Source organism: Bradyrhizobium sp. BR 1432, from assembly GCF_051547705.1.
GTDB lineage: Bacteria > Pseudomonadota > Alphaproteobacteria > Rhizobiales > Xanthobacteraceae > Bradyrhizobium > Bradyrhizobium zhanjiangense.
Genome location: NZ_JBPUGF010000003.1, coordinates 4,281,250 through 4,303,749, shown reverse-complemented (window position 1 = coordinate 4,303,749; position 22,500 = coordinate 4,281,250). Strand labels below are relative to the sequence as shown.

Genomic DNA, 22,500 nt, shown 5'->3' with positions numbered 1-22,500 from the left:
CCCTCCGACGTCGTCCTGGCGAAAGCCAGGACCCATTACCCCAGGGAGGAGTTTGGCGGAGAGTCGTCGTCCGGTACTCCCACCGCGCCACAACCGATACGATTCCGCGGTATGGGTCCTGGCTTTCGCCAGGACGACGTTGTGGAGGCAGTACGCCTCGCCGGGAACCGCCGCTCCCTGCCCCCCGTTACGCCTCGAACCTGCACCACCCGCAGAGCATCGAGCCATGTCGGATGCCTACGATTATTTTCGCGAGCACGCGATTGCTGCCGTCCGCAAGGCGCGGGCGTTGCCACCCGGATGGCCGAAGCGGAAGCAGCGCACGGTGGCGCGGGTCTATCACCTCCTGTCCAAGGAGGCCGCGCTCAGACCGAACATCCATCACTTCGGTGATGTTCGCGCGGCACGGCGGCTCGAGCGGCAAATCGGCCGCTGATCTCCGCGCACAGCCCGTCGGCGTTCGTCCCATGCAAATTCGATCGGCTGCCATTCCAAGGGAATAGGCCCCGGCGGCATGCCGCACAGGTTGACGTCTGCCCCGTCAACCAGTTGGATGCGCGCGCACACAGGGGCTTCTCATGACGTTTTCAAGCATCTTTGCGCAGTTCGTTGCGCTCCTCGGCGGCATCGCGCTGCAATGGCGCAAGCTGTCGGGCACCGAGCCGGCACCCGCCTGGGGAGAGACCCCTGCGATCCCCGAGGCGAAGCCGCAAGGCGCGATCCCGACGCTGAAGATGCCGACTGCGCGCGGCTGGAGCGAGGGCCAGAAGCCGACCGTCGCCCCCGGGCTCAAGGTCAATGCGTTCGCGACCGGGCTCGATCATCCGCGCTGGATCGAGGTGCTGCCCAATGGCGACGTGCTGATCGCGGAAGCGACGCAGGTCGCAGGTCCCCCGCGCACCGTGTTTCACTATGCGATGCAGGCGACGATGCGGCGCGCCGCGGCGCTCGGCGTTTCCGCCAACCGCATCACGCTTCTGCGCGACAAGGACGGCGACGGCGTCGCGGAGGTTCGCGGCGCCTTCATGGAAAACCTCAGCCAGCCGTTCGGCATGGCGCTGGTCGGCGACACCTTCTATGTCGGCAACACCGATGGCGTGATGGCCTTCCCCTACGTCGCCAATGCCGACCGCATCACTGCGCCGGGCAAGCGGCTCACGACGTTCAAGCCGGGCGGCCACTGGACCCGCAGCCTGCTCGCGAGCCCCGACGGCAAGAAGCTCTATGCCGGTGTCGGCTCCCTCAGCAACATCGCCGAGATGGGCATGGAGGTCGAAGAAGGCCGCGCCGCGGTCTACGAGCTCGACCTCGTCGCCGGCACGCATCGCATTTTTGGCGCCGGCCTGCGCAATCCGGTGGGACTCGCTGGGAGCCAACGACGGACGTGCTCTGGACTGTCGTCAATGAGCGCGACGGCCTCGGCGACGAGACGCCGCCGGACTATCTCACCTCGGTGCGCGACGGCGGCTTCTACGGCTGGCCCTATTGCTACTGGGGCAAGACGGTGGACGATCGCGTGCCGCAGGATCCGGCGATGGTCGCCAAGGCGCTTCAACCGGACTACGCACTCGGCGGCCACACCGCTTCGCTCGGCCTGTGCTGGATGCCCGCCGGCACCCTGCCCGGCTTCCCCGACGGCATGGTGATCGGCCAGCACGGCTCGTGGAATCGCAGCAAGCTGTCGGGCTACAAGCTGGTGTTCATCCCGTTCGAAAACGGCAAGCCGTCCGGCCCCGGTCGCGACATCCTGTCGGGCTTCCTGTCCCCGACGAGAAGGAATCCTACGGCCGTCCGGTTGGCGTCGTGATTGGCCCCGACAAGAAGTCGCTGCTGATGGCCGACGACGTAGGCAACGTGATCTGGCGCGTGACGGGGGCCTAAGCGTTAGGTTCCGACGCAGAGTGTGGCGCGCTGCTTGCGCAGCAGCGCGATCACGGAAAAGGCCGTAATCAATCCGGTCTTGGGATTCTCGGACGGGATGTTCTCGATCGACATCGAGAACCGCGCGGAATCCGCCTCGACCTCGATGCGGTGAACGTTGCGTGTTACGGTCGGGTCGGCCCAGATCTGCACCTCCGTGCGGTCGGGCCCGACGCCCGCAAGCGACAACGCCACCGCGACGTTGAGATTGGCCGGAAAACCCTTTGCGGCCTCGCGCGCGGTGCCTTCGAACAGCTTGAGCGGCTCGCGCAGCTTGTCGATGTCGATGTTGTTCTCGACGATGAACGGCGCGCCCTTCAAGCCGTCGATCGGCTTGCGCGTCACCATCTTCACGGAATGAATGGTGCCGATCGCGGCAGCATTGACGGCATCGAGCCCGATCAGCGCGCCGGTCGGCACGATGATGCGGCCACCATTGGCACGGGCGAGATCGACGAGATCGAAATTGTCGAGCAGCCCGCCGACGCTGACCACGACCGCGGCCTTGCCACGCCTGACCGCAGGCTCGACGATCTCGCGCAGATGCCGGCTCGGCGCACACTCCACCACTATGTCGGCGACTTCGCCAAGCTGGTCGATGGGCAAGACCCGTGGCGAACGGCGCAGGCCACCGAGAAACGCCTGATGCTTGGCGGGATCGCGCATGGCCACCGCCGACAGTGTCAGTCCTTCGATGCCCTGGTCGAGCGCGGTCGCGATCTTGGTGCCGATCGAGCCCAATCCCGCAATGGCAACCCGCAACTCGCCCGACGCTCTCCGTTCAGCCATCGCACCCACCTTTGATCCGAGCTTTCGTCATAGCGCCTCAGGCCTCCCGCGCATAGCTGCGCAGGCGCGCCTCCAGCACCGCCAGCATGGCGTCCCGGGCCGGATCGCGCGAGCCGCGCAGCCATGCGGCGGCGAGCGGCAGCCGGCCGACCGGGCCGACCTGCTTCGGCCGGAGCGGCACGAAGCGTACGCCCGTCACCGCCATCCGTGCGGTCCAGCGCGGCACGATCGCAACGCCGAGCCGGGTCGCGACCAGGTTGATGATGGTCTGCTTCTCATCGGCGACCTGCACGATGCGCGGTGTCAGGCCGGCCTGCTCGAACAGCTTCATCGTGAGGTCGTGGCTGTGCGGCCGCGAGCGGCGGTCCGGCACCAGCATCGCCTCGTCGGCGATGTCAGCCAGCGTGATCGACGTCCTCTTGGCCAGCGAATGCCGCTGCGGGAACGCCACGATCGCCGTCTCCTGGAGCAGATCGCGAAATTCGAGCCGTTTGTCGGCGCGGTCGGGCGGACGCACGAAGGCGAGATCGAGCGCGCCGGTCAGGATCTTCGGCGGCAGCCGGATCGTCTTGTCTTCGAGGAGCTGCACCGCGATGTCAGGATGCTTGTCGCGGAAATCGCGCAGCAGCGGCGGCAGCAATCCCGCGGCCGCGCTGTCGATGGCGCCGACGCGGAGCCGCCGCGCGCCTGCGCGTGAGCGGTTACGCAAATTGCTCTCGACCGCCTCGACGCGGGCGAGGATGGCGCGAGCATCGCGCAGCAGCGTCGCGCCGTCCTCGGTGAGCGACACCGCGCGCGTCGTCCGCGCGAACAGCCGCGTGCCCAGATCCTCCTCCAGCAGCCTGATCTGGCGGCCGAGCGCGGAGGGCAGCATCTGGAGCTGCTGCGCCGCGCGGCCGAAATGCAGTTGCTCGGCCGCCGCCACGAAGCATCGCAGCTGATGCAATTCCATCCCAAATCCTCTCGTGTCGCGAGATCGTCATGCCCGGGCTTGTCCCGGGCATCCACGTTCTTTGCACCGCGCCGCAAGACGTGGATGGCCGGGACAAGCCCGGCCATGACGGCGAGGAAGCGTCAGCGCGCCTAACGCTCACCTCGCATAGGTTACCTCCCGAGGATTATATCATTTTTTTGTATAAACCAGCGCCAATTGAGTCCGTCTCCTTCCCACGCCTAGGCTCGCTGCCGGCGTGGACCTTGGGGTCCGCCACACAACAACAAACCGGAACCTGAGGAGGCCAGGGTGGCGAGCGAGATTCAGACGCGCGTGCTGCGCAAGATCACCTTGCGCATCGTTCCCTTCATCATGTTGCTGTACTTCGTGGCCTTCATCGACCGCGTCAATATCGGCTTCGCGTCGCTGACGATGAACAAGGACATCGGCCTGTCGCCCGCGGTCTATGGCTTCGGTGCCGGCATCTTCTTCTGGGGCTATTTCCTGTTCGAGGTGCCCTCCAACATCATCCTGCACAAGATCGGCGCGCGGATCTGGATCGCGCGGGTGATGATCACCTGGGGCCTGGTCTCGGCCGCGATGGCGTTCGTGCAAGGGCCGACCAGCTTCTACGTGCTGCGCTTCCTGCTTGGCGTCGCCGAAGCCGGCTTCTTTCCCGGCATCATCCTCTACCTCTCCTACTGGTTTCCGGCGCGCCAGCGTGCCGCGGTGACGGCACTGTTCATGGCGGCCGCGCCGCTCTCGACCGTGCTGGGCTCGCCGATCTCAGGTGCGCTGCTGGAGATGGACGGAATGCTCGGCTTCAAGGGCTGGCAATGGCTGTTCGTGCTCGAGGCGCTGCCGGCCGTGCTGCTCGGCTTCGTCGTGCTGGGCTTTTTGACGGACCGTCCCGAGAAGGCGAAATGGCTTGCGGAGGACGAACGGCGCTGGCTGGTCGAGACCATGAACGTCGAGACCACCAGCAAGGCCGCGACCGCAAGCCACAGCATCTGGCGCGGGCTCGCCGATCCCCGCGTGCTGGCGTTGTCGCTGATCTATTTCGGCACTTCGGCCGGCCTCTATACGCTCGGCGTCTGGGCGCCGCAGATCATCAAGCAGTTTGGCCTGTCCTCGCTTCAGGTCGGCTTCCTCAATGCGCTGCCGGCAACGGCCGCGGTCATCGCCATGATCCTGTGGGCGCGGCATTCGGACCGCACCGGCGAGCGCACCTGGCACGTCGTGTGGGCCTGCCTGATCGCCGCCGCGGGTCTCGCCTATGCCGGGCTCGCGACCGGCGTCGTCGCCGTGCTGGTCGCGCTGACGCTGGTCAATATCGGCATCTCCTCGGCAAAACCGCCGCTCTGGAGCATGCCGACGCTGTTCCTGTCCGGACCCGCGGCCGCGGCCGGCATTGCCACCATCAACTCGATCGGCAATCTCGGCGGCTTCGTCGGTCCCGCCATGATCGGCTGGATCAAGAACCAGACCGGCAGTTTTGTCGGCGGGCTTTACTTCGTCGCCGGCCTGCTCGTTCTCTCCGCCGCCCTCACCCTGCTATTGTCGCGCGCGCAACCTGCGCCCGTCGAACCTGTCCCGCAATCCCACTGATCTCTCAACGGAGCATTCTCATGCGCACCCATTCGATCGCAGCCATTCCCGCCGACGGGATCGGTCCCGAGGTCATCTCGGCCGGAATCCGCGTGCTGGACGCGCTGGCAAAACGCAGCGGCGACCTCGCCTTCAACGTCAAAACGTTCGACTGGGGCTCGGACTATTACAAGAAGCACGGCGTGATGATGCCAGCCGATGGGCTCACCGAGCTGAAGAAATTCGACGCGATCTATTTCGGCGCGGTCGGCGCGCCCGACGTGCCCGACCACATCACGCTGTGGGGCCTGCGCCTGCCGATCTGCCAGGGCTTTGACCAATACGCCAACGTGCGGCCGACCAAAATTTTGCCGGGCGTCGCCTCGCCGCTGCGCAATGTCGGCGTCGGCGATCTCGACTGGGTGATCGTGCGCGAGAATTCGGAAGGCGAATATGCCGGCATGGGCGGCCGCGCCCACAAGGGCCTGCCGGAAGAAGTCGGCACCGAGGTCGCGATCTTCACCCGCGTCGGCGTCACGCGGATCATGCGCTATGCGTTCCAGCTCGCGCAGTCGCGTCCGCGCAAGCTGCTCACGGTCGTGACCAAGTCGAACGCGCAGCGCCACGGCATGGTGATGTGGGACGAGATCGCCGCCGAGGTCGCCGCTGATTTTCCCGACGTCAGCTGGGACAAGATGCTGGTCGACGCCATGACGGTGCGCATGACGCTGCATCCGAAGAGCCTCGACACGATCGTGGCGACCAATCTCCATGCCGACATCCTCTCCGATCTCGCCGGCGCGCTCGCCGGGAGCCTCGGCGTCGCGCCGACCGGCAACATCGATCCGCAGCGCCGCTTCCCATCGATGTTCGAGCCGATCCACGGTTCGGCCTTCGACATCACCGGAAAGGGCATCGCCAACCCGGTCGCGACGTTCTGGACCGGCGCGCAGATGCTCGAGCATCTCGGCGAGAAGGACGCGGCCTCGCGGCTGATGGCAGCCGTCGAGCGCGTCTGCGCAGCCGGCGTGCTGACGCCCGATGTCGGCGGCAAGGCGACGACGAAGGAAGTAACCGACGCCGTGATCGACGCGATCCACGGGTCGAATGTGTAGCTGATCTAGCCGAGTTCGTGCCGCGAGGCCGGTGCGCCCCCTCGCCCGCTTGCGGGGAGAGGGTTGGGGTGAGGGGAGCTCTCCCGGGGACGGTGATAGTTGGATTCGCGGAGGCCCCCCTCACCCGGAATTTGCTCTCGCAAATTCCGGCCTCTCCCCGCACGCGGGGAGAGGCGAAGAGCCCCTACTTCCGCGACGTGGCCGGAGCAGGCGGCGGCATCGCCATCGCTGCGGCCGGCTCCGGCGGTGTCAGATGGCGCGGGACGATGATGGTCTGGCCGGGGGTGAGCTGCGCGTCCTCTGCAAGCGAATTGCTCTGCGCGAGCGACCACAGCGGCACGCGGTTGGCGGCGGCGATGCTCTCCATGGTGTCGCCGCGACGAACCGGCAGCCGAACGCCGCTGTCCCATAATTCGACCAGCGTATCGGCGGGCACGAGATAGCGCAGCGGCACGGCATCGGCCTGGGTCTGCGGTGGGATGCGCGGCAACTTCGTGACCATCTCGACGATCTGGCGATGGATGTCGTCGGACTTCTCGATGTTGATGTGCGAGACGCGCGCATTTTCCTTCAGATCATAGCTGGCATAATGACCGCGAAAACCGGGCACGGCCACGACGTCGCCGCCGCCGAGCACGCTGTCGGACAGGAAGATGTTGATGAAGCGCTCGACATTGAGCGGCACGTCGCCGGTCGCATGCGCGGGATCGATGGCGATGACGAGGCTGATCGGGATGTTCTCCTTGGCCGCCATCTCGGAGATGACGATCGAGCACAGACCGCCCATGGAATGCCCGATCAGCACGATCGGCGCCGCCTTCTCCTTGTAGCTGGCGATGACGCGATTGCCGATCAGCCGGCACAGGGTGAATTCGTAGACGTCGGCGGAGAAGCCGGCCTGCGTCAGCTTCTCGCCGAGCCGGTCCATGCCGGTCGAGAAGATCGGCCCCATGGCGCCGCGGAACAGATAAACCTTCGGCGGCGGCAATGGCTCAAACGGCGGTGGCGGCGGCGCGGCGGGGACGGCCGCAGTGGTCTTGGACTTGGCCGGTGAGGCCGCGGCCATGCCGCTGCTCAAGGCGAGCAGCGCAACCGCTGCCAGCACGACTAGTCGCCTCACATGAATCATCCGTCCAGCAGTCCCGCCACGGGGAGGCAGTGGCCTCCCCGCGGGGCTTAGTGACCACCGATTGGGTGGATTTTGGGGCACGGAACCGGCTGCAGCCCCTCCGAAACCCGTCGAGCTGCCGCGCCTTGGCGGGAGATGACAGCTTTGCGACGATCGGCCCGGGTCGTCCCAGCGAGGGGCTAGAGCGGCAGAATCCGATTCAGCAGGTCGAGCAGCGTACGCTGCTCGGCCTCGCTGAGCGGCGCCAGCATCCTTTCATTGTAGGGCTGCGTCAGCCTTGCCCCCTCGGCAATGAGCTTTGCGCCCTTTGGCGTGAGCATCAGCTCGACGGCACGGCGATCGGACTTCGAGCGGTTGCGCTTGATGAAGCCGGACGATTCGAGCTCGTTCAGGATCTTGATCAGGTTCGGCAGGCGCAGGCGGAGCACGCTGGCAAGGCTGCTGGGGGAACCCCCGGATTGTCGCGAATGACGGCGAAGATCGCATAGGTCGCGGGCGTCAAGCCCAATGCGGCAAACTCCTCGTAGAAGCCTTCGAAGAACTTCAGCTGCGCAAGGCGCAGCATGAAGCCCGGTGTCCGCTGGAGCGCGCGCAGATCCAGCGATGTCTCCGATTGCTGAGCGGACTTCGCTCCGGGTCGTAACGCTTTCGAGCTCATGATCCTCAATCCGCCGCGGCCGGCCATAAGCCAGCCGAATTGACACTCTCAAAAATAGCTATAAAATATAACTATTATTCAGCGGCACCAAGACCGCACATGGGAGGGAGACAATGAACAGCAAATTCCTGCATAAATTATGCATGTTGGCCGCGATGCTGACGGCCGCACCGGCATTCGCCCAGGATGTTGTGAAGATCGGCATCCTGAACGACCAATCGGGTCCGTTCGCGAGCTATCAAGGCATCGGCTCGGTCATCGCCGCCAAGATGGCGGTCGAGGACTATGGCGGAAAGGCCGGCGGCAAGCCGGTCGAGGTCGTCGCGGCCGACCATCAGAACAAGACCGACATCGGCATTGGTATCGCCAGGCGCTGGTACGAGAACGACGGCGTCGACGCGATCTTCGACATTCCGAACTCGTCGATCGCGCTCGCTGTCGCCGGCATGAGCGCCGAGAAGAACAAGGTCTTCGTCGGATCGGGCGCCGGAACGGTGCTCCTGACCGGCGAGAAATGCACGCCGAACACCGTGCACTGGACCTACGACACCTATGCCTATGGGCGCGGTCTCGGCAAAGCGATCGTGCAGCAGGGCGGCAAGAAGTGGTTCTTCATCACCGCCGACTACGCCTTCGGCCATGACCTGGAGAAGCAGGCGGCGGAGGCCGTGAAAGCATCCGGCGGCGAGGTGCTCGGCAGCGTGCGGCATCCACTGGGAACGGCCGACTACGCCTCCTTCCTGCTCCAGGCCCAGGCGTCGGGCGCGAACGTCATCGGCTTTGCCAATGCCGGGGACGACACCATCACGTCGATGAAGCAGGCCGCCGAATTCGGGCTGACCAAGGACCACAAGCTGGCCGGATTGATCCTCGGCATGAACGGCCTGCCCGCGCTCGGACTGAAATTTGCGCAGGGCGCGCAGATCATGAACCCGTTCTACTGGGATCTGAACGACGGCACGCGTGCTTTCGCGAAACGCTTCGCCGAACGCATTCCCTCGAAGGCTTATCCGAACGACATGCAGGCCGGCGTCTATGCCTCGGTCATTCACTATCTCAAGGCGGTCGACAAGGCTGGCGGCGCCAAGGACGGCAAGGCGGTGGTGGCGGCGATGAAGCAGATGCCGACCGACGATCCGCTGTTCGGCAAGGGCTACATCCGCAAGGACGGACGCAAGATCCATCCGCTCTACCTTTTGCAGGTCAAGGCTCCCGACGAGTCGACCTCCGCCTGGGATCTGCTGAAGGTGGTCGCCACGGTCAAGGGCGAGGACGCGTTTCGGTCCGAGAGCGAAGGCCAGTGCCCGCTGACGAAACAATAGCCGTTGGGAGCTGACCATGAGCGGCATTGCATCGAGTCCGGTTGACCCGTTTGCACCTGACTTCCTGATCGACCCCTATCCCGTCTATGAGGCGTTGCGCGCGCTCGGGCCTGCGTTCGCGCTGGAGCGCTACGGCGTGTGGGCCATGGCAGGCTATGCCGAGGTCGAGCCGGCCCTGAAGGACTGGAAGACGTTCATCAGTGGCGAGGGTGTCGGGCTGCACGGCATGAACCCGGCGCTGCCAAAGCCGCTCACGCTCCAGATCGATCCGCCCGATCACGACAAGGGCCGGCGGGTTCTCGGCCGCACGCTGTCTCCCGGCGTCGCAAGGAAGCTGCGCGAGACGTTTCAGCGGGAAGCGGAGAAGAAGGTGTCGGAGCTGATCGACAGAGGCTCATTCGATGCCGTTACCGATCTCGCCGAAGCCTATCCCATGAAGGTATTTCCGGATGCGATCGGCATCCGGCCGGACGGCCGTGAGAAGCTGCTGGCCTGGAGCACGTTCGTCTTCGACAGCTTTGGCCCTGACAACGAGATGCTGGCCGCATCGCGCAAGGCAGGTCTCGCGGCCCAGAGCTGGATCATGGAATGTTGCGCGCGAGATGCGCTACGGCCCGACGGGCTCGGCATGATGATCTACCAGGCGGCCGACGAGGGTGAGATCACCGAGCACGAAGCAACGCATCTGGTGCGGCCGTTCCTCACCGCCGGGATCGACACCACCGTCAATGGCATCGGCAACACCCTGCTCGCGCTCGCCACCCATCCGGATGAATATCGCAAGCTTCACCACAGACCGGAGCTGGCGCGCAATGCCTTCGAGGAAGGCCTGCGCTACGATTCGCCGGTGCAGACGTTCTTTCGCACCACCTCGCGCGACGTCGAGATCGGCGGCGGCGTGATCCCGGCGCATCGCAAGGTGCTGCTGTTCATGGCCTCCGCCAACCGCGATCCCGCGCGCTGGGATAGACCCGATAGGTTCGACGTCGAACGGGTCGCGACCGGCCACGTCGGCTTCGGCGCCGGCATTCACGCCTGCGTCGGCCAGATGATTGCGCGTCTGGAAGGCGAATTGATCTTCAGCGAGCTCGCAAGGCGCGTGAAGACCATCGAGCTCACGGCGGAGCCGAAGCGCAGGCTCAACAATTCCCTGCGCGGCCTTGCCAGCATGCCGGTTCGCATCGCGGCGGCCTGACTGCGTCGCATGTAGCGCCGCGGTCGATCACTGCCGGCTCTTGAGCCGGCTGCGGTGTGCGGCCTGCTTGGCCCGGTTGCCGCAGATCGCCATTGTGCACCATCGCCGCGCGCGCCTTCGGGTATGGTCGGCGAACAGCATCGTGCAGTTATGACCCTCGCATGCCTTCACGTCGGAAAAATCCTCCTCGCAGACGAATTTCGCCAAGGCTTCCCCGATCGGCAGCAGCAGGGATTCAGGTGATCGCCAGCGTCGCATCCTGAGCAGCGCAAGACCGTCACCCTGCTCACCGTTGCGCGGCACGATCTGCCTGAACGCCTCATCGCGCTTCAGGACGCTGTTCAGTGGGCCAAGCTCATGCAACGCCTTCGCAGTGAGCGGCCGGCCGGCATGCGCCTGAACGAAACCGCGAAACCACTCGCGCAAGGCACGGGCCTGAGCCGCGACCTTGTCGAGCTCGCCCGGCATCGCGCGCGCCTTCAGCGCACCCAGCTCATCCGCCGGCACCAGTTTCGCCTGTGCCAGCCAGTCGACCAGACCCTCGCCATCGTCGAGCCAATCGACCGGCGTATCGACCGGTGTCGCCACCGAGTTGAGGAAATCAAGGCCGAGCGAGTCGGCGATGAACATGGCGGGCGGTCTGTCCATGAGCGGTCGCTGTCCGGTCCGAAAGCTGGGCTCTAAGTAACCTCTAAAATGTCGGTTGACAAGTTACGTGATAAGGGTGAATAACCCAAAAACATCGCTTTGACTGGTTACGAACAGCAATGGAGATCGGCCATGACCCCGACCACCTACCGCACCGCAGACGTCGACGGCTTCAAGGTGTTCTATCGCGAGGCCGGCGCGCCCGGCGCACCGAAGCTCCTCCTGCTGCACGGCTTCCCGAGCGCGGGACACATGTTCCGCGACCTCATCCCGCAGCTTGCAGACCGGTTTCACATCGCGGCGCCGGATCTTCCCGGTTTCGGCCAGTCCGACATGCCCGCACGCGACACCTTCCGCTACACCTTCGACAACGTCGCGCGCGTGATCGAGCGCTTCACCGAAGTGATCGGTTTCGATCGTTTCGCAATCTATGTGTTCGACTATGGCGCGCCGACGGGCTTTCGGCTGGCGCTCAGCCATCCCGAGCGGATCACGGCCATCATCTCGCAGAACGGCAATGCCTATGAGGAGGGCCTCAGCGAAGGCTGAACTCCGATCAAGGCCTATTGGCAAGACCCTTCACCGGCCAATCGCGAGGCGCTGCGCACCTTGCTCACGCCGGAGGCCACGCGCTGGCAGTACACGCATGGCGTTCCCGATCCGGCCGTGGTGTCGCCGGACGGCCAGAACCTCGACAATTTCTATCTCGCGCGCCCCGGCGCCGACGACGTGCAGCTCGATCTGTTCGGCGACTACAAGAGCAACGTCGCGCTCTATCCGTCATTCCAAAGCTATTTCCGCACTCACAAGCCGCCGTTCCTGGCGGCCTGGGCAAGAACGATCCGTTCTTCATCCCGCCCGGCGCCGAGGCATTCAAGCGCGACAACCCCAATGCGGTGGTGCAATTCTTCGACACCGGCCATTTTGCGCTGGAAACGCATGCGAAGGAGATCGCGGAAAGCATTCGCGCGTTCTTGAAATAACGGAAGCTGTCGCCATGGCCCATGCGAGACGATCTCCGGAACGGCTCAGCGCATTTTCGGACGGCGTGTTCGCGGTCCTGATTACGGTGCTCGTGCTGGAGCTTCGTCCGCCGGAAATCCCGACCTTTGCGGCGTTGCTGGCGCTGTGGCCGACGTGGCTCTCTTATGCCGTCAGTTACGTCTTCATCGCGATCGTCTGGGCCAACCATCACCATCTGATGCGCTATGCGAGCGAAGCGACGCCGCGACTGATGTGGTTCAACTTCGCGCATCTGTTCTCGGTGTCGCTGCTGCCGCTCTCCACCGCCTGGATGGCGGTGAGCGAGCTCGCACCGCAGCCGGTCGCGTTCTATGCCGCGGTGTTCTTCCTGGTGAACGCGACCTATGTCGCACTAATCTGGGATCTCGTCGGAGGAGCGCCGGATAGCGAGGTCGCGCCGCGGGAGCGCAAGATCATGCGCGTCCGCTCGATCGTGACCCTCGGCGTCTTCGCGCTCGCGGCCGCGGTCGCCCTGCGCTTCCCCGTCGCCGGGCTTGCGATGTGTTGCTGCTGCCTGATCGTCTATTTGAGACCGGAGGCGCCGGGTGCCGAGGACGGCACGCCGGACAAGTCCCAGTGAGCCAGCACCGTGGCAGAAATCGCTAATTCCGCGCCGGAGCCGCTGCGGCCGCCGAGCGCGCCCGCCCGGGTGTGCCGGGTTGGGCGACTGGAGCTGCCGGGGCGCGCGAGCGCATGATCGCGGCGTCGATCTCGGCAATGACGCGGCGCTGGATCGCCTCGTTCTTGTCGATCGAGATATGGCCGACACCGGTGCCGCGCACGTCGACATTGTCGAGCTTGCCGCGCAGGCCAGCGGCAGCCCGCACCGGCTCGCCGGGACCGTCGCCGATATAGATGTTGATGTAACGCTCGGCGCCGGTTGACAGCTTGGTCTTGAACACGGAGTCGAGGCCGATCGCGAGCTTTACGGGAACGCCGAGCTGGTTGAGCTTGGCGATCATGTCCGGCAGCGCGGTCGCGCCGGAGGAATGACCGACCAGGATGATGGTCTTGAGGCGGCCGGCCTTGTAGGCGGTCGCGGCTTCATCGGCGAGCGAGGACCAGGAGACGAAATTGGCGACGGTCACCGGGATGCCCTGCGCCTGGAGCCGGGCGCCGATCGTGTCGAGCCCAAGCGAGAAGATGTTGAGCACGCCCCGGAGCAGGTAGACATGCGTGGTTGCTGTCGCGGCCTGGCTCGGCGCGGCCTTGGCGCCGGTCGGGCTGATGGCAACAACTGACAGCAGGAGCAGGGCCATCGCCCACACACGGAGGGCGGACAACTGGCTCGCGCCAGCGGTGTGACGGCCGTTCGGTCTCATCGGTGTTTTCCCTGGGGACAATGCGCTTCGCGATTGGCCGGAATCGTAGCCACGGCCTGCTCGCAGACGCAACAAAGAGCCGCGTGAGCGACAATCTTAGCCGCGCTCCGTGACCATCGCGCAACACTTGCCTGAAACCCGCCACCGAATGGCCGGTTTTGAGATCATTTTTCTCCGGGGAATTGCGGCTCGGCAAGGGCGTTCCTATCTCAGGGCTCCGCTGACCCGCCCTTCCCGGCGGGTTCCAGCCTCCCTCCCCCAGCCTTTGCTCTTAGCCTTGCGGCCATCATGTCCTCCATCATTTCCGTCGCCAATCTGTCGAAGACCTATGGGTCCGGCTTCAAGGCGCTCAAGAACGTCAATCTCGACATCAAGCGCGGCGAGATTTTTGCACTGCTCGGGCCGAACGGCGCGGGCAAGACCACACTGATCTCCATCATCTGCGGCATCGCCAATCCGAGCGAGGGCCGCGTCCTCGTCGGCGGCGAAGACATCCAGACCTCCTACCGCAAGGCGCGCTCGCTGATCGGCCTCGTGCCGCAGGAGCTGCACACCGACGCCTTCGAGAGCGTGTGGGCGACGGTGAGCTTCTCCCGCGGCCTGTTCGGCAAGCCGAAGAATCCTGCGCACATCGAGAAGGTCCTGAAGGACCTCTCGCTCTGGGACAAGAAGGACAACAAGATCATCACGCTGTCCGGCGGCATGAAGCGCCGCGTGATGATCGCAAAAGCACTATCGCACGAACCGCAGATCCTGTTCCTGGACGAGCCCACCGCCGGCGTCGATGTCGAACTGCGCAAGGGCATGTGGGAGGTGGTGCGCACCCTCCAGCAGTCCGGCGTCACCATCATCCTCACCACGCATTACATCGAGGAAGCCGAGGAGATGGCCGATCGCATCGGCGTCATCAACAAGGGCGAGATCGTGCTGGTCGAGGACAAGACGACCTTGATGCAGAAGCTCGGCAAGAAGCGCCTGACGCTGCATCTGCAAGGCAAGCTCGATGCGCTGCCGGACAACCTCAAGCACTACAAGCTCGACCTCTGCGACAGCGGCGCGACGCTGGTCTACGATTACGACACCAAGGGCGAGCGAACCGGCATCACCAGCCTGCTCGGCGATCTCCGCACCGCCGGCATCCGCTTCAACGATCTCGACACGACGCAATCGTCGCTCGAGGACATCTTCGTCGATCTCGTGAGGACGTCATGAATCACCGCGCCATCCGCGCCATCTATCTGTTCGAAATGGCGCGCACCTGGCGCACGCTGCTGCAAAGCATCGTCTCGCCTGTGGTTTCGACCTCGCTCTATTTCGTGGTGTTCGGCGCCGCGATCGGCTCGCGCATCAGCCAGGTCGAAGGCGTCAGCTACGGCACCTTCATCGTGCCGGGCCTGATCATGCTCTCGGTGCTGACGCAGAGCATCGCGAATGCCTCGTTCGGCATCTATTTCCCGAAATTCACCGGCACGATCTACGAGATCCTGTCGGCGCCGATCTCCTATTTCGAGATCGTGCTCGGCTATGTCGGCGCGGCCGCGACCAAGTCGATCATCCTCGGCCTGATCATCCTCGCCACCGCCGGGCTGTTCGTGCCGCTGCACATCCATCATCCGGTCTGGATGCTGGCCTTCCTGGTGCTGACGGCGGTGACCTTTAGCCTGTTCGGCTTCATCATCGGTATCTGGGCCGACGGCTTCGAGAAGCTGCAGATGATCCCGATGCTGGTGGTGACGCCGCTGACCTTCCTCGGCGGCAGCTTCTACTCCATCGACATGCTGCCGGCCGGCTGGCGCACGGTGGCGCTGCTCAACCCGGTCGTCTATCTGATCTCGGGCTTCCGCTGGAGCTTCTATGAGATCGCGGATGTCAGCGTGTCCGTCAGCATCGGCATGACGCTGGCGTTCCTGGTGGCCTGCCTGGTCGTGATCTGGTGGATTTTCCGCACGGGGTATCGGCTGAAGAATTGACGGAGATACGTAGCCCGGATGGAGCGTCAGCGTAATCCGGGACCGTCGTAGCTTCATGCGACAGCAGCCCCGGATTGCGCTGCGCTCCATCCGGGCTACGACGACATCACCGATAGCAATGGAAGCGGTGGTAACCGTCATAATAGCCGTGGCAGCGGTGGCGGTAGTGACGGTGGGGAATGCCGAGCACGCCCTCGACTGCACCGACGGCGCCGCCGACACCGGCACCAACGACACCGCCGACCGCGCCGCCCACGGGGCCGGCAATCCGGTTACCTTCATAAGAGCCTTCCTGCGCGCCGCGCACGATGCCCTGGGCGTGGCCGGCCTGCGGCAGGGACAACAAGGCGAGCAGGATGGCGGCGGCTGCGAACAGCAGGCGGACGGGTCGAGCGGCCGGCAATTGCGCGGCGGCGATACGGGCTTTCTTCATCTTCGGTCCCAAAGGATGAATGGCAGCGAGCGCTGACCTGTGAAGGATGGCCATGACCAACGCACCGAGCGGCCAAATGGTTGCGCCTTTGTGACGAATTGTCGGTGTTGTGAACGCAAATCCGGCTCGCGAAAATGTCAGCGCCGCCGCGAGCCACGCGGCACAAAGCGGCCTTGCTTACGCCCTGCATCGCGTTAACGATGGACGGCTAGGCCGCTGGAACGAAAGCCGGATTGCAGGCATAGTGCACGACGGGGACGGAGAGCCGCGGCGCCTAGCATGAACAGGCCGGAGGCCAGAAGTCCGATGCGTTCGTTTTTGATTGCTTTCACCTCCCTGATGTTTTTGAGCGCGGGCGCCGCCCAGGCCAAGGTCGAGATCACCATCGACAAGGACAATCAGCAGATGACCGTCGCGGTCGATGGGGTCGCGCGCTATCACTGGCCGGTGTCGACCGGCATCCCCTCGCGCGAGACGCCGAACGGCGCGTTCCGCGCCTTCCGCATGGAAGAGGATCACTACTCCAAGGAGTTCGACGACGCGCCGATGCCGCACGCGATCTTCTTCACCAAGATCGGGCATGCCATCCACGGCACCGACTCAGTCGGCCGGCTCGGCTCGCCGGCATCGCATGGCTGCGTGCGGCTGTCGCGCCAGAATGCCTCGACGCTCTATGCGCTGGTGCAGCAGCAGGGCGTGCTCAACACCACGGTGACGCTGACCGGCTCGGCGCAGGTGGCGCTGGCGCGCAATCCGCGCGGCCGCAACGCCAATGCGGTTGCCCGCGCGCCGCAGCCGGCCGAAGAACAGTACAGCACTGCCGGCGATCCCGTGAACCTGACTCCGCCGGCGCAGCCCGCCCGCCGCTACATGCCGCAGGACGACAATTACATCTATCCGGCCGACGGCAGCGACACCGGCGCGCGCTATCCGGCGCCGCGCTCAGCCGGCCGCCCGCTCTATGACGCGCAGGTCTATCAGCAGCAGCCAGCCGCGCCCCTATTACGACCAGGGCTATGGCCAGCAGGGCTCCTACTATCAGCCACAGCCCCGGCAGGTTTATCAGCCGCGCGGCTATTACTACCAGAACTGAGGCTAGCCGTCTTCGTCACCGCCTTCGGCGGTCGGCACGAACAATAGATTGCTATTCGAGGCACCATGCCAACACGTGCCACGACCGCACTAGCTGTGCTCTGGGTTTTGATGGCGGGAGAGGCCATGGCATCGGATTTGGCCTTCGATCTCGAGGCGCATCGCGGCGGGCGGGCGCTGCTGCCGGAAAACACCCTGCCGGCCTTTGCCAATGCGCTGTCGATGGGCGTGGACACGCTGGAGCTCGACGTCGGTGTGACCGCGGACGGCGAAGTCGTCGTCTCGCATGAACGCGGGCTCAATCCGGATCTGGCGCGCGGCCCCGACGGGGCCTACATCACTGCGCCCGGCACCCCGTTCGTGAAACTGCGGCTCGACGAGATCAGGACTTATGACGTCGGCCGGATCCGACCGGACAGCGCCTATGCGAGACAATTTCCCGATCAGCGCGCGCTGCCGGGGACCCGCATTCCCACCTTGAGTGAGCTGTTCGCACTGGCGCGCAAGTCAGGCAACACCCGCGTGCGCTTCAACATCGAGACCAAGATCGATCCGAACCATCCGGACCAATCTCTCGACCCGCAAGCTTTCGTCACCAGGCTCCTCCTCCTGATCGAGGCCGAAAAGTTTTCCGACCGTGTCATGATCCAGTCGTTCGACTGGAGAACGTTGCAGCTCGTGCAACAGCAAGCACCGAAGATACCGACGGTGTACCTCACGCTCCAGCGCGGCTCAGGCCAGACGGTGGCGCTCGACAAAGCCACCAACTGGACGGCGGGCTTCAATCCGGCCGATCATGGCGGCTCGCTGCCGCGGACGATCAAGGCCGCGGGCGGCGCGGTCTGGTCGCCTTATTTTGGCGATGTGACCGCGGCGCTCATCTCGGAGGCCCGCGGACTTGGACTGCGCGTCGTGGTGTGGACGGTCAACAAGCCCGACGACATGGCGCACATGATCGAGCTTGGCGTCGACGGCATCATCTCGGATAGGCCGGACCTGTTGCGGCAGATCGCCGGCGAGAAAGGAATTGCGTTGCCGGCCGGCACGCCGGTGGAGCCTTAGAACCGACCCGCCTTGTAGCCCGGATGGAGCGAGCGCAATCCGGGAGCAGTGCCCGTCACGCCGAAGCGGCCCCGGATTGCGCTTCGCTCCATCCGGGCTACGAAAAGGTCCCTATTCCCCGTCCCTTAGGCGCCGATACAGCGCGCCCAGAATATTGGAATAGTCGTCGCTCCAGACCCGCACCCTGTCGTCAGCTTCGGTCTGCTCCCATGACTTCGAGGAGGCAAGCTTGCCGATGTCGGCCTCCTCCCGCGCAGAGATGACGACGTCGGTCGAGAAGATGTAATCGGAATCGCGCCCGGAATCCTCGTTGAAGACCCAGCTCGTGAGATCGTTGGCATCCGCAATGCCGACCACGACGGTCTCCAGATCGAGATGCCGGTTGGAGACGTGCATCACCACGGCGCCGTGCGGGGCGAGCTTGTCCTTGTAGATCTTCATCGCCTCCTTGGTCGCAAGATGAATCGGGATCGCATCGGACGAATAGGCATCGACGATGATGAGGTCGTAGGCGCCGTCGGGCTCCTTGGCAAAGGTGAGCCGCGCATCGCCGATCACCGGATTCAGATCCGGCAGGCAGCTCGAGATGTAGCGGAAATTTTTGGGGTCACGCGCCGCGTCGACCATGGACTGGTCGATTTCGAAGAATTTCCAGCTCTCCCCTCGCTCGGCAGCACAGGCAAGCGTGCCCGAGCCGACACCGATCGCGGCGACCTTCAGCGGCGCGCCCTTGCGCTCGCGGATCGCGCTGACGGCCTGACCGATGCCGCCGTCCTTGTGATAGTAGGTGATCGGCTCGGGCCAGCCGGTGACCGGCGTGCCGTCATTGTTGCGGAAGCGCTCCGCGCCGTGGATCGTGGTGCCGTGCATCAGTACGTGGAAATAGCCGCCGGGCGTCTCCACGATCTTGTGCACCCCGAAGAAGCTGCGCACCGTGGTGACGCGCCCCTCGTCCGCGGGATAAACCCGGATCAACGCCAGCGCGAGTGCAACGGTCGCAAAAATCTTCCAGCGGTCGGCGTTGAACGTCAACGCCAGCAGCGCGGCGAGCACGCCGACGGCGCCGGCAATCCAGACGCGGTGGTCCTCCAACCAGATCGAGAGCCCGCCTGTCGCATAGGACGGCACAACGAGCGCCGCCGCGAGCGCGGCGAGCGCCAGCCAATACCATCGAACGAGGCCGGCGAGGCGCTCGTTAGCAGGCGGTCGGCACAGCGCGGCAAGCGCAATCAGGATCGGATATTCGGCGATCCACGAGAAGGTGAACGGCGCGACGAGCCCTGCGAACAGGCCGCCAACCATGCCGCCGAACGACAGCGCGACATAAAAGCCGGTGAGATATTTGGCCGCCGGCCGCGTCCGCGCCAGTTCGCCGTGGCAGGCCATGGCGATGACGAAGAAGCACAATTGATGACCGCCGAGTGTGAGCAGCAGATTCTGCTCCCCGCCGAAAGCCAGCAGGACAACCACGCCTGCGATCGCAACCGGCTGGAGCATCAGCATCCATTTGTGCGGCAGCAGCGGACGCGACTGGAACACGACGACCCAAGTGAGCAGATACAGCGACAGCGGCAGCACCCACAAAAGCGGCGCCGCCGCGACGTCGGTGGAGATGTGCGCGGTCACCGCGATGAGCAGGCCCGACGGCACCGCGGCCAGGAAGATCCAGCGCAGCCGCGTCACCAGACCAGGCGCCGGCGCATTCACCTCCTCCGTTCGCGCATCCGCCACCGTCAGCTGCGGCGAGCGCAACAGCAGCGTGCCGCAGGCAGCGATCAGCAGGATCAAGAGGCCATAGCCGGCGGTCCAGAACCGGTTCTGCGCGTGCAGCGTGAACATCGGCTCCAGCAGGAACGGATAGGACAGCAGCGCAAGGAAGCTGCCGATGTTGGAGGAGGCATAAAGGAAATAGGGATCGTGCCCGGCGGGATGGCCGGTGCGGACGAACCAGGCCTGCAGCCAGCGGATTATTGGCGGCGAGCGCGAAGAACGGCAATCCGATCGAGACCACGAACAGGCCGAGCAGCCAGACCGCATAGCCCGAAGCGGGCGGCTCGCCGTAGGCGGAGGCGATTCCGAGCGGCAGCGTCGCGAAGGCCGCAATCAGCAGCACCAGATGCACTGCAACCGGAACGATGCGGTTTTTGACCTGCATCAACAGATGCGCATAGGCGTAACCCGCGAGCAGCAGCGACTGGAAGAATACCATCGCCACCGACCACACCGCCGGCGAGCCGCCGAGTCGCGGCAGCACCATCTTGGTGAACAGCGGCTGCACCGAGAACAGCAAGAGCGCACTGACGAAGATCGCGGCGGTGTAGACCGTCAGCAGCAGCCGGTTGCGCGAGGCAGACGATTGCTCCGTGGCGGCGGGTTGCACGATCGAATCCATGGGAGCTCCGGCAAAAGCGTTTTCCAGCGAAGTGGGCACCGGTTCGGTTCGCGCGAGAAAACGCGTCGGACAATGCCCCCGGCGGGCGCCGGACGGGCGCAATGGAGCACAAGGCGCCTGAACGGGCAATAAAGCGTCGCGTGATGCGAGGAATGCTTGATATAGAGATGTCATTCCGGGGCGCCTCGACGAGGCGAACTGGGGTGCGCCACGGCGCACCTGAGAATCTCGAGATTTCGGGTCTGGTCCTTCGGACCATCCCGGAATGACAATGGAACAAATTTGAACCCTTCATGAGCGAAACCGACGTCGTCATCATCGGCGCTGGCCATAACGGCCTCACCTGCGCAGCCTATCTCGCGATGGCGGGCCTGCGCGTGCGCGTGGTCGAGCGCCGCAAGGTGGTCGGCGGGGCGGCGGTCACAGAGGAGTTTCACCCCGGATTCCGGAATTCGGTCGCAGCCTACACCGTGAGCCTGCTCAATCCGCAGGTGATCCGCGACTTGAATCTTGCGGAACAAGGCCTGCGCATCGTCGAACGGCGCGCGCAGAATTTTCTGCCCGCGCCGGACGGCAGCTATCTCCTCACCGGCGAGGGGCGGACGAAAGATTCCGTCGCGCGGCTGAGCGCGCATGACGCCGATGCGCTCGACGGTTTCACGCGCGAGCTGGAAGAGATCGCCGACGTGCTCAGGCAATTCGTGCTGCGCGCGCCGCCGAACCTGGTTGACGGCTTTGGCACGCGCGCGATCCGTGAGGCCATGAATGCGTTAAAGACGGCCAACATCCTGCGCGGTCTCACGCTGGAGCAGAGCCGCAGCCTGCTCGACCTCTTCACCCGCTCCGCCGGCGAGATGCTGGACGAGCGTTTCGAGCATGATCTGGTCAAGGCGCTGTTCGGCTTCGATGCCATCGTCGGCAACTATGCCAGCCCCTACGCGGCGGGTTCGGCCTATGTGATGCTGCATCACGCCTTCGGCGAGGTGAACGGCAAGAAGGGCGTCTGGGGTCACGCCATCGGCGGCATGGGTGCGATCACGCAGGCCATGGCGCGCACCGCGCAGCACCGCGGCGTCGTGATCGACACCGACGCGGGCGTGCGCGAGATCATCGTCGAGCGCGACCGCGCGGTCGGCGTCGTACTGGAGAACGGCACGGCCATCCGCGCCAAATATGTCGCAGCCAACGTCAATCCGAAGCTGCTCTATACGCGGCTGATCGCGGCCGACGCCCTGCCCCACGAGTTCCTCGCGCGCATCCGGCACTGGAAGAACGGCTCCGGCACCTTCCGCATGAACGTGGCGCTGGACCGCCTGCCCTCCTTCACGGCGCTGCCGGATGAAGGCGATCATCTCACCTCAGGCATCATCCTGGCACCGAGCCTCGGCTACATGGACCGCGCGTATCTCGATGCGCGCGCGCAGGGCTGGAGCCGAGAGCCCGTCGTCGAAATGCTAATCCCCTCGACGCTCGACGACACGCTGGCGCCCCAAGGCAAACACGTCGCGAGTTTGTTCTGCCAGCACGTTCGCGCCGGAGCTTCCCGATGGAAAATCGTGGGACGACCATCGCGAGGAGGTCGCCGATCTCATGATCGCGACGGTGGACGAACATGCCCCGGGATTTGTGGCAAGCGTGCTCGGCCGCCAGATCCTCTCGCCGCTCGATCTCGAGCGGCAGTTCGGCCTTTTGGGTGGAGATATCTTCCACGGCGCGCTGACGCTGAACCAGCTGTTCTCGGCGCGGCCGATGCTGGGCCATGCCGACTATCGCGGCCCGCTGAAGGGTCTCTACCATTGCGGCTCCGGCGCCCATCCCGGCGGCGGCGTCACCGGTGCTCCGGGCCACAACGCCGCACAGGCGATTCTGAGGGATCACCGATCGCTGTTCGGAAGCCGTGGGTAGGTCT

General features: G+C 64.9%; 17 protein-coding genes and 5 pseudogenes. 13 read left to right on the top strand and 9 right to left on the bottom strand.

The window, feature by feature from the left end:
- Window positions 1-226: 226 nt before the first annotated feature.
- Window positions 227-436: a hypothetical protein gene (locus ACSKB8_RS20690; protein WP_438106034.1), complete on the top strand. Its 210-nt coding sequence runs from the start codon at window positions 227-229 to the stop codon at window positions 434-436.
- A 142-nt stretch (window positions 437-578) separates the two neighbouring features.
- Window positions 579-1,881, top strand: a pseudogene (locus ACSKB8_RS20685) (PQQ-dependent sugar dehydrogenase).
- Window positions 1,882-1,884: 3 nt separating this feature from the next.
- Here ACSKB8_RS20685 and ACSKB8_RS20680 read toward each other — a convergent pair.
- Together ACSKB8_RS20680 and ACSKB8_RS20675 are read right to left on the bottom strand one after the other, a co-directional pair.
- Window positions 1,885-2,709, bottom strand: coding sequence for an aspartate dehydrogenase (locus ACSKB8_RS20680; RefSeq protein WP_438106032.1), 825 nt, complete (start codon window positions 2,707-2,709; stop codon window positions 1,885-1,887).
- Between the two features lie 37 nt (window positions 2,710-2,746).
- Entirely contained in the window at window positions 2,747-3,661 is a 915-nt protein-coding gene (locus ACSKB8_RS20675; protein ID WP_438106030.1) for a LysR substrate-binding domain-containing protein, read from the bottom strand.
- Window positions 3,662-3,952: 291 nt separating this feature from the next.
- On the opposite strand from ACSKB8_RS20675, the gene ACSKB8_RS20670 reads away from it, so the two are divergent.
- Together ACSKB8_RS20670 and ACSKB8_RS20665 are read left to right on the top strand one after the other, a co-directional pair.
- Window positions 3,953-5,251 (top strand): MFS transporter, encoded by a 1,299-nt coding sequence (locus ACSKB8_RS20670; RefSeq protein ID WP_438106029.1) that lies wholly within the window; start codon window positions 3,953-3,955, stop codon window positions 5,249-5,251.
- 20 nt (window positions 5,252-5,271) lie between these two features.
- Window positions 5,272-6,345: a tartrate dehydrogenase gene (locus ACSKB8_RS20665; RefSeq protein WP_438106027.1), complete on the top strand. Its 1,074-nt coding sequence runs from the start codon at window positions 5,272-5,274 to the stop codon at window positions 6,343-6,345.
- A gap of 184 nt (window positions 6,346-6,529) precedes the next feature.
- Here ACSKB8_RS20665 and ACSKB8_RS20660 read toward each other — a convergent pair whose 3' ends face one another.
- From ACSKB8_RS20660 to ACSKB8_RS20650, 3 genes are all read right to left on the bottom strand, one after another.
- Window positions 6,530-7,474, bottom strand: coding sequence for a LysM peptidoglycan-binding domain-containing protein (locus tag ACSKB8_RS20660; protein ID WP_438106025.1), 945 nt, complete (start codon window positions 7,472-7,474; stop codon window positions 6,530-6,532).
- Between the two features lie 179 nt (window positions 7,475-7,653).
- Window positions 7,654-7,902 carry a MarR family winged helix-turn-helix transcriptional regulator gene (locus ACSKB8_RS20655; protein WP_438106023.1) on the bottom strand — a complete coding sequence of 83 codons (249 nt, stop codon included), beginning with the start codon at window positions 7,900-7,902 and terminating at the stop codon, window positions 7,654-7,656.
- On the bottom strand, window positions 7,875-8,132 hold the full coding sequence (locus ACSKB8_RS20650; RefSeq protein ID WP_438106021.1) for a hypothetical protein: 258 nt from the start codon (window positions 8,130-8,132) through the stop codon (window positions 7,875-7,877). Before ACSKB8_RS20650 ends, ACSKB8_RS20655 begins: the two co-directional genes overlap by 28 nt.
- Before the next feature lie 113 nt (window positions 8,133-8,245).
- On the opposite strand from ACSKB8_RS20650, the gene ACSKB8_RS20645 reads away from it, so the two are divergent.
- Together ACSKB8_RS20645 and ACSKB8_RS20640 are read left to right on the top strand one after the other, a co-directional pair.
- Window positions 8,246-9,454, top strand: a complete 1,209-nt coding sequence (locus ACSKB8_RS20645; protein ID WP_438106020.1) for an ABC transporter substrate-binding protein — start codon at window positions 8,246-8,248, stop codon at window positions 9,452-9,454.
- Between the two features lie 16 nt (window positions 9,455-9,470).
- Complete coding sequence (locus ACSKB8_RS20640; RefSeq protein ID WP_438106018.1) at window positions 9,471-10,649, top strand: cytochrome P450; 1,179 nt, start codon at window positions 9,471-9,473, stop codon at window positions 10,647-10,649.
- A 27-nt stretch (window positions 10,650-10,676) separates the two neighbouring features.
- Here ACSKB8_RS20640 and ACSKB8_RS20635 read toward each other — a convergent pair whose 3' ends face one another.
- A complete protein-coding gene (locus ACSKB8_RS20635) occupies window positions 10,677-11,297 on the bottom strand; it encodes a CGNR zinc finger domain-containing protein (protein WP_438106016.1) in 621 nt (206 codons plus the stop codon).
- A 132-nt stretch (window positions 11,298-11,429) separates the two neighbouring features.
- Between ACSKB8_RS20635 and ACSKB8_RS20630 the strand changes: the two are divergent.
- Both ACSKB8_RS20630 and ACSKB8_RS20625 read left to right on the top strand, forming a co-directional pair.
- Window positions 11,430-12,280: pseudogene (locus tag ACSKB8_RS20630) on the top strand (alpha/beta fold hydrolase).
- 14 nt (window positions 12,281-12,294) lie between these two features.
- A complete protein-coding gene (locus ACSKB8_RS20625; RefSeq protein WP_370989338.1) occupies window positions 12,295-12,900 on the top strand; it encodes a TMEM175 family protein in 606 nt (201 codons plus the stop codon).
- Window positions 12,901-12,922: 22 nt separating this feature from the next.
- Here the strand turns inward: ACSKB8_RS20625 and ACSKB8_RS20620 are convergent, their stop codons facing one another.
- On the bottom strand, window positions 12,923-13,642 hold the full coding sequence (locus tag ACSKB8_RS20620; RefSeq protein WP_091879158.1) for a hypothetical protein: 720 nt from the start codon (window positions 13,640-13,642) through the stop codon (window positions 12,923-12,925).
- Window positions 13,643-13,930: 288 nt separating this feature from the next.
- Here ACSKB8_RS20620 and ACSKB8_RS20615 point away from each other — a divergent pair, with 288 nt between their 5' ends.
- Entirely contained in the window at window positions 13,931-14,854 is a 924-nt protein-coding gene (locus ACSKB8_RS20615; RefSeq protein ID WP_438106013.1) for an ABC transporter ATP-binding protein, read from the top strand.
- On the top strand, window positions 14,851-15,612 hold the full coding sequence (locus ACSKB8_RS20610; protein WP_091879164.1) for an ABC transporter permease: 762 nt from the start codon (window positions 14,851-14,853) through the stop codon (window positions 15,610-15,612). The genes ACSKB8_RS20615 and ACSKB8_RS20610 overlap by 4 nt, the downstream gene beginning before the upstream one ends.
- A gap of 106 nt (window positions 15,613-15,718) precedes the next feature.
- On the opposite strand, the gene ACSKB8_RS20605 is transcribed toward ACSKB8_RS20610, so the two are convergent.
- Window positions 15,719-16,045 carry a hypothetical protein gene (locus ACSKB8_RS20605; protein WP_438106011.1) on the bottom strand — a complete coding sequence of 109 codons (327 nt, stop codon included), beginning with the start codon at window positions 16,043-16,045 and terminating at the stop codon, window positions 15,719-15,721.
- 306 nt (window positions 16,046-16,351) lie between these two features.
- Here ACSKB8_RS20605 and ACSKB8_RS20600 point away from each other — a divergent pair.
- Window positions 16,352-17,138, top strand: a pseudogene (locus ACSKB8_RS20600) (L,D-transpeptidase family protein).
- 125 nt (window positions 17,139-17,263) lie between these two features.
- Window positions 17,264-18,199, top strand: coding sequence for a glycerophosphodiester phosphodiesterase (locus ACSKB8_RS20595; protein ID WP_438106009.1), 936 nt, complete (start codon window positions 17,264-17,266; stop codon window positions 18,197-18,199).
- A gap of 111 nt (window positions 18,200-18,310) precedes the next feature.
- Here the strand turns inward: ACSKB8_RS20595 and ACSKB8_RS20590 are convergent.
- Window positions 18,311-20,591: pseudogene (locus ACSKB8_RS20590) on the bottom strand (fused MFS/spermidine synthase).
- Between the two features lie 293 nt (window positions 20,592-20,884).
- Here ACSKB8_RS20590 and ACSKB8_RS20585 point away from each other — a divergent pair.
- A pseudogene (locus ACSKB8_RS20585) lies at window positions 20,885-22,496 on the top strand (phytoene desaturase family protein).
- The last annotated feature ends 4 nt before the right edge of the window (window positions 22,497-22,500 follow it).